This window comes from Lysinibacillus sp. NPDC048646, assembly GCF_050272295.1.
Taxonomy (GTDB): Bacteria; Bacillota; Bacilli; order Bacillales_A; family Planococcaceae; genus Lysinibacillus.
Map to the genome: position 1 here is coordinate 1 of NZ_JBNNLZ010000049.1, position 6,970 is coordinate 6,970.

Sequence of the window (6,970 nt, forward strand, 5' to 3'; positions counted from 1 at the left end):
TAACTCTCATTATACAGGATTTGGGGAGGTGCTCTATTTTCTTGTCATTTTAAGCTTAGAACCGTAAGGTCTCAAAATTATGAAACTGACTCATTAAATAAACAATGAGTAAGGGCATGATTTAAATAAATATTGATTGATTCATGTGCTTATTTATTATTTACGACTATCACGTAACCAATTGTAGAAAGGTACAGGACCAGGACTTTCTCTTTGCACAGATGATGAATTATTGATTAACTATTTTCTACTGTACTAAGAGATACAGAGAGATATTGTAATACGCTATATAAATCGTCTATTCCCAAAATATTTGAATGAACACAGACGGACCATTACTCATTATTGTAGTGAGTTCTGGTCCTATTTATATATATATTCACTTTATTTGTTTTGTTTCTTATTCGTTATAAAGTATTCCCGTAATCCCTCACTAGTTTTACTTTCAATTGCGGCTTTAAATGAAACGACTACTTCATCTGCTTCACTTTCATTTTGTAAAAAATAGCGTAGGTATCGGACATCACAATTAATGTTCAGTTCGGGTAAAAAACGGATGCAGTATGGAATATAGGAAGCGCAAGTCTAAGTCTGGGACAACGCTGGTGATTCCGGGCTCTTTGCGTTCCCCCCTAGTGTGATTCATACTTCGGTATATACTTGTAAAAATAGCTTCTCGGAGGATTGAAAGCTCAAACCGTTAATGAAAAAAATCATATCCTTCATTATACGACCGAAAATTAAGAAAGGATAAAAACAATGTCGCAAGCGAATATTCCTAATATAACCCATAGCATCACTATTACTAGAGATGACGCCTTGAATCTCTTGTTAGCTTCTATAGCGATTGAAGAGTTAGGGCTAGGACACATTATTAATGCCAAAGCGGAGAAAAACCAATACGCTGTCGGTACGCTGCAGGACTTTCCGTTCCAGTGACCATCAATGAGTTGCTGGAGGTTAATTCAAGTGTTCAAACTACCATGCAAGGATTAATTAAGAATGAACTGCTCCTTCTTTAACAGGTCCAATCGCTGGGGCAACAGGGCAAACTGTTGGACCTACAGCTACAAGCGTTACTGGACCTACGTGTTATCGTGAATCTTGGTGTAGGTGTAGGTGTAGCTGCGTAAGTGAATGTAACGACATAATCGGCCTCAGGATTGATTAATTGTATTGTTTGTGCGGGCTGGTCTGGAGGGAACAATATCCATAGCGTACCATTGATATCCGTAAACGTTTCAAACGGAGGAATGATTACAGTGGCGCCAATAAAACTGTTAATAATGGTTGAATGTATCACGTGGGCGGGGTTATTGAACTCTACAAAGTTTACGGTTACGATTTTCACCGGCTTAACATAGTTGATGTCGTAATTGTTATAAGCATTTAGAAAAGACCATACCAACGGTGGCGGCGTCTGATTTGGGATGAAAGTGCTGAAATGCTCCGTAAATATATGCGTCTTATATATATCGCTGTCCCCGCCGCTTGTGATTGCCCAATACGTATATCTCTGCGCGATGTTTCCACTGAAAATAACGGAAGCAAATACCGTTACATTGGCGAGCTCATCCGTAAATATACCTCCTCCGTCCCCACCGGCGGTATTATTTGTTATTCCAGCGCCGGCAATCGAAACGAGCGAACCCATGGCAATGATGCCGCCGCCGTCCGTGAATGCGGTGTTATTCGTAATAATGCCGCCGGTTATCGTTAAGGTGGGTGTGAATCCTGGAACGGCGCCCATGGAGATGGCACCGCCAAAATTTGCCGTATTTCCTTCAATCGTTCCACCCTCAATGGTAACGGTAGAAATGGGGGTGAATTGCGGAAAAGTCCAAATACCGCCGCCATAGCTTAAAGATGAGTTGCCACTGATGATTGCATTCTCTCTTATCGTAAGGTTCGACGCAAAAAGCGCAATCCCTCCGCCGCCACGGGAAGCATTTTGGGGATCGCCGTCGCTGTTTGCGTGGTTATTGAAAATTCTTGCGTTTCCTTCGATGGTAATGGAAGAGCCGGAAAATCCATCAATGCCGCCACCTTCAAGGCCCGCCTCGTTTCCGCTTACCTCAGCGGTCCCTGTAAGGATAAGGGTAGAGGCATCATTTACAAAAATCCCGCCACCGCCTCTTCCCGCTATGTTTCCGGTCACCTGGCCGTCGCTCAAGGTAAGGGATGATCCACCGGAAAAGTATAAACCGCCACCTTGATTCGAGCCGGCTATTGTCGTACTGATTGACTTGTTTTCAGTGATTAAACTGTTTATAATTGTAAATTCACCAAGCTGACCCGATACGCCAATGCCTCCGCCGAAACTTCTTGTAATGTTCCCTTTTATTATGCTTTCCCTGATAATAAGTCTGTTTTCATTGCTGGTCAGCAGTTGAACAAATGCAAAGATGCCGCCTCCAAAGAGGTCGGCTGCATTGTTGCTTATCTCGCAGCCTTGAATCGTAACGATGGTATCAAACGCACCAATACCACCTCCATCATTCGTCACGGCAGTGTTACCGCTGATTTTCCCACTGTTAATCGTAAGTGTGGAACCAAGACTGGTCGCACCTGCTGAGGTGCTGATACCTCCGCCATTGTTTGCACGGTTACCGGTTATTTCCCCGCCGTTCATCTCAATATCACAAGCAGAGGCAAAAACGCCGCCGCCGCTGGTGCCGGCTTGGCATTTTTCTATGAGCACATCGTTCATGAAAAGTTTGCTTCTGCTGATATTGCCCTGAACCAGGATGCCGCCGCCGTTAATGCTAGCTCTGCAACTGGTGACTGTGCATCCGTTAAGGGTCAGGGAACAACCGGAGCCAAAAATTAAAATGCCGCCGCCCGTTCCGCCGCCATCAAGGATGATACCAACACCTACGGTCATCGACACTCCTGTTAAACTACCGTTTGTTAACGTTGAAAAGTGACGGAAGCTCCCTCCATTTGTAATCGCAAGTGTAACACTATTATTGCCGCTGCTATTGATCAGGTTAATGGTGATATTTTTTTGTATCAAAACAACACTGCTGAAATTGATATCGTTTTTTATAAAAAAATTGAATACATCTCCGTCTTGCGCGCTCAATAATGCCGCTGTAATATCAGTAAAGTTGAAAACATTAACATCTACAATCATTTTTATATGTCACCCCTTTATATCGCAGTCTATAAAATAACATTCATTAAAATTATATGCCAGAGGGGAAAAACTTGATTGGGCCGGGGAACGGTTCTTGTCGTTGGGATGGAAAACGGGGGTTCTAGCGATTTACTTTGTATAATCCGCCTTGCGGTACACCCTATTCGCTTACAATCTAGTAGAACTTCTTGATTATGTATCAGGAATGAAAATCTTAGATTTGGGTTGTGGTGACGCTAGATTCGGCCCATGTTATAGGTTTTATGTTCTCGTCTCATTTTGACACGCTCCTTTTGAAATGCTGTCTAACCAAGTGTAGTGTAGCCTACCATAATCCATTTATTCTTAAAGGTAAATTCCTAATCGTTCACAAGTAACGGATGCAATTAAGTTTCTTCTTTTCTATAAATATAGTAGGGAAAGTAATTTTTTGATGTATGTCTATTGAATAGAAATATGCTGGTGACTAGTTATTAATAAAATTTTTTGCAATAAAAACAAAAGACCACTCATTATTATAGAGTGATCTTTTGAACAAAGGGATATAAAAATGTGTACAAATAATATTAGTGGCTGCTCATCCACGTCTAATATCCTATTCTTAGATGAAGCCCTAGAAATGGTCTATTGCCTATTATATTTGCACAAAATACCACTTTTATTTGCCCTCATGTTGAAAGGAATATCCTGGCTTGTTTCCAGAAACACACGTACAAAGAAAGTGCTTATTATTGAGGGCAATTAATTTCTCGCACATTTCGTTTGCTTTTGTATGTTATCATCATATTACAGATCTTCAATAGAAAACAGGAAGCTTACTACACTTAACCTTTTGTTAACTTAACCTTTCTGCATAGTCCATCATTCTTAACATCTGTGAATGTTTGTTATATATATCGCGGACTATACCCTATTTCTTCGGTCATCTTTTCAATTGTTTTGACCACTACATATTTCCGATAAAGTATCTTATATTCCAAGCCACTAAAAGTACATATCAGTCTTTTTAAATCATGTAGATCGTTTTGTTTATGTGCTAACTCATACTCGATAGCTTTAATGTGTTCCTCTAATTTTGCGCCATCGCTCTCTGATGTCAGCTTTACACCTGATAGGTCGCCTAAAGTCCAGCGTCCCAACTCTTTTTTTGTTCGTTCCAGATTAAATTCAAGGTATGCTATTTCTTCCTCAGCTTGCGATAATCCTTCAACTATTCGTACATGCGCAGAACCTACCTTGTTTGTTAATTTCCTCATATTTTTCAGTAAACTGACCTTTACGACTATGGCAAAGTAAATAGAATAGTGGCTGCAATACCAGAAGCAAATGCACCATCATTTGTGATAATTTGCACAGATAAAATAGTACATTGATTAACAGGGAATGATGTTGTTGTAGTTGCACAACAATTTGGAGTTGCAGGTGAACTTGGTCCTGTTATAGTTGCAACAATACCAGTAGCTGTTGGAGCACTAAAACCACAACTTGTGCTAATAAATATCTCAGCTGATATTGTTTCCCCTGCATTTAAAAGATGATCGCGAATATTTAAAGTCAAACTTTGAATAATTGCATTTTGAGGTATTACTACCGTATTCCTAACAAAGCTTGCTGACGAGGTACCTAAACCAAGGAAATCATTATTACCAACTGATTGGTCTGTTCCAAGAAAAACCTCCATTATTCCTGGTCCTGTTGCTCCTGTTGAACCTGTTGAACCTGTTGCTCCTGTTGGTCCTGTTGAACCTGTTGCTCCTGTTGGTCCTGTTGAACCTGTTGCTCCTGTTGGTCCTGTTGCTCCTGTTGAACCTGTTGCTCCTGTTGAACCTGTCGCTCCTGTTGAACCGGTTGCTCCTGTTTCTCCTGTTGAACCTGTCGCTCCTGTCGCTCCTGTTGAACCGGTTGCTCCTGTTTCTCCTGTTTCTCCTGTTGAACCTGTTGCTCCTGTTGCTCCTGTTGCTCCTGTTGAACCTGTCGCTCCTGTTGAACCTGTTGAACCTGTCGCTCCTGTTGAACCTGTTGAACCTGTTGAACCTGTTGAACCTGTCGCTCCTGTTGAACCGGTTGCTCCTGTTGAACCTGTTGAACCTGTTGAACCTGTCGCTCCTGTTGAACCGGTTGCTCCTGTTGAACCTGTCGCTCCTGCCAATCCTGGTGGTCCTGTCGAACCTGTCGAACCTGTCGTTCCTGCCAATCCAGGTGGTCCTGTAGGTCCTGTTGCTGCAGGCGGGTACACATTGCAACCACATTCATTACACTTGAACCTCATTTGACAACTGTTGATTTTCGTTTCGCACTTGAAAATCTCATTATTACTACATCTTTTACACTTACTAAAGATATGGTAACTGAAACTCATTAGCTCACCTCCGAATTATTTCATTATCATACTATTCAGAGAACAGGCAAAGGAAATAGACAAAGCCCCTGAGATTTTATTATTAATTGATAAAACGTTTTAACTCTTGTTTCTATTGACTCATATCATTTAGTATTGAATTATACTAAACACTAATCATTTAATACTCGTTTCATTCAGAATTCTTTGATATTCCCTTGGATTTTATCAACTAAATCGACAACAAAAGTGTAATGGTTCTTTCATTTCACTCAACCCACCACTGCAAAAGAAATGTCTTGGCAAGAGAATCTGAATGTGCAACATCCGGCTCTAGGAATGTCCCTATAGTCAATTGTTGCGATGTCATGCCACGTTCACCCTCCTTCTGTTTTGTGTATAGCTTCATAACTTCTTCTAGCGAATTCACCCAATTCAACATAGCCGACACATTTATGTCCTGCTTTCTCAAGTCCTAATCTAAATCCACCTATACCAGCAAAAATATCTACAAATCCCATTTTCTCACCCTCTTGTTATAGCAAGAGGTAAGACTTTGAAGTTATCTCCATCTTTTCCCCTGATCCACACCCAACGTGCAGCTTTCACCGCATTAGGCGTTCTATCGTATCCTTTTAGACTAAAGTAACTAAATTACATTTATGACTAAATTGGTTTAATTTCTCCAATTGTTTACCATCCAATTGGAGAAGGCTCTTATATCGTTCAATCGTTTCTGTTTCTGTTTCTGTTTCTGTTTCTGTAGCATGGATTAATTTGTGAACATTTCTATGCACTATTACGAGATTCTTGAATTCATCTGTACCTCCCATATGGCGAAGGATTCTGTGATGACAATGGACTTCTTCTGCTACTAAGAATTCTCCTGTTATCGCACATTTCCCTGACTGCATGGAGTATCTTGAAATTCGATTATCAGCGTATTCAAGTTTATCGTTATAGAAGATTGTTTTTAACAATTTATTTATTTCAATAGCTACGTCGTTTATTAAATGTTTATGTAGCTTTACTCTTCCTTCTTTCGTATAGTTGCACAAATCTTGACTAAAATTTGTACTGTTCACTGTTTTAATATCCGCTATGGGAAAAAGGTGAATACTCTCTATTTCAAATGTCTTGAAATTATTTTTGTTAAACCTTTTATATGTTTCTGAGGGTTTAATAGGTATTCCATATTTTCCAATAGATTTGAGTCGATTGTATAAAGTTCGAGAAAGCCGATAGGCTATTTCAGAGAAGTCAGTGTTCACATGCGTTGTTATCTTGTAGTAGTTTTTGATTCCAAGAACCCTCTTTATCTAGTTCATGGAGAAGGATATTACTAAGTAGTGGACTCAATGGGCCACCTTGTGGCGTGCCTTCTTGGCTATGTGCTAAGATGCCATTTGCCATAGTACCAGCGTTGAGAAACTTACGAATTAACTTTAAAGTTGGCTTATCCTTAATATATCCTGCAACTAGGGACATCAGTT

At 40.3% G+C, this 6,970-nt stretch carries 5 protein-coding genes and 1 pseudogene; all 6 read right to left on the bottom strand.

Annotated features, from left to right (window positions below; genetic code table 11):
* Positions 1–1,018 precede the first annotated feature (1,018 nt).
* Positions 1,019–3,136: a hypothetical protein gene (locus ACQKII_RS24385; RefSeq protein ID WP_427463016.1), complete on the bottom strand. Its 2,118-nt coding sequence runs from the start codon at positions 3,134–3,136 to the stop codon at positions 1,019–1,021.
* An 890-nt stretch (positions 3,137–4,026) separates the two neighbouring features.
* Positions 4,027–4,395: a hypothetical protein gene (locus ACQKII_RS24390; protein WP_427463017.1), complete on the bottom strand. Its 369-nt coding sequence runs from the start codon at positions 4,393–4,395 to the stop codon at positions 4,027–4,029.
* A gap of 26 nt (positions 4,396–4,421) precedes the next feature.
* A complete protein-coding gene (locus ACQKII_RS24395; protein WP_427463018.1) occupies positions 4,422–5,375 on the bottom strand; it encodes a collagen-like triple helix repeat-containing protein in 954 nt (317 codons plus the stop codon).
* 479 nt (positions 5,376–5,854) lie between these two features.
* The gene (locus ACQKII_RS24400; RefSeq protein ID WP_427463019.1) at positions 5,855–5,998 is read right to left on the bottom strand and encodes a DNA cytosine methyltransferase; all 144 of its coding nucleotides are present in this window, start codon (positions 5,996–5,998) and stop codon (positions 5,855–5,857) included.
* Between the two features lie 114 nt (positions 5,999–6,112).
* A complete protein-coding gene (locus ACQKII_RS24405; RefSeq protein WP_427463021.1) occupies positions 6,113–6,562 on the bottom strand; it encodes an HNH endonuclease signature motif containing protein in 450 nt (149 codons plus the stop codon).
* Positions 6,563–6,788: 226 nt separating this feature from the next.
* Positions 6,789–6,970 (bottom strand): annotated as a pseudogene (locus ACQKII_RS24410) (group II intron reverse transcriptase/maturase); the annotation flags it as partial.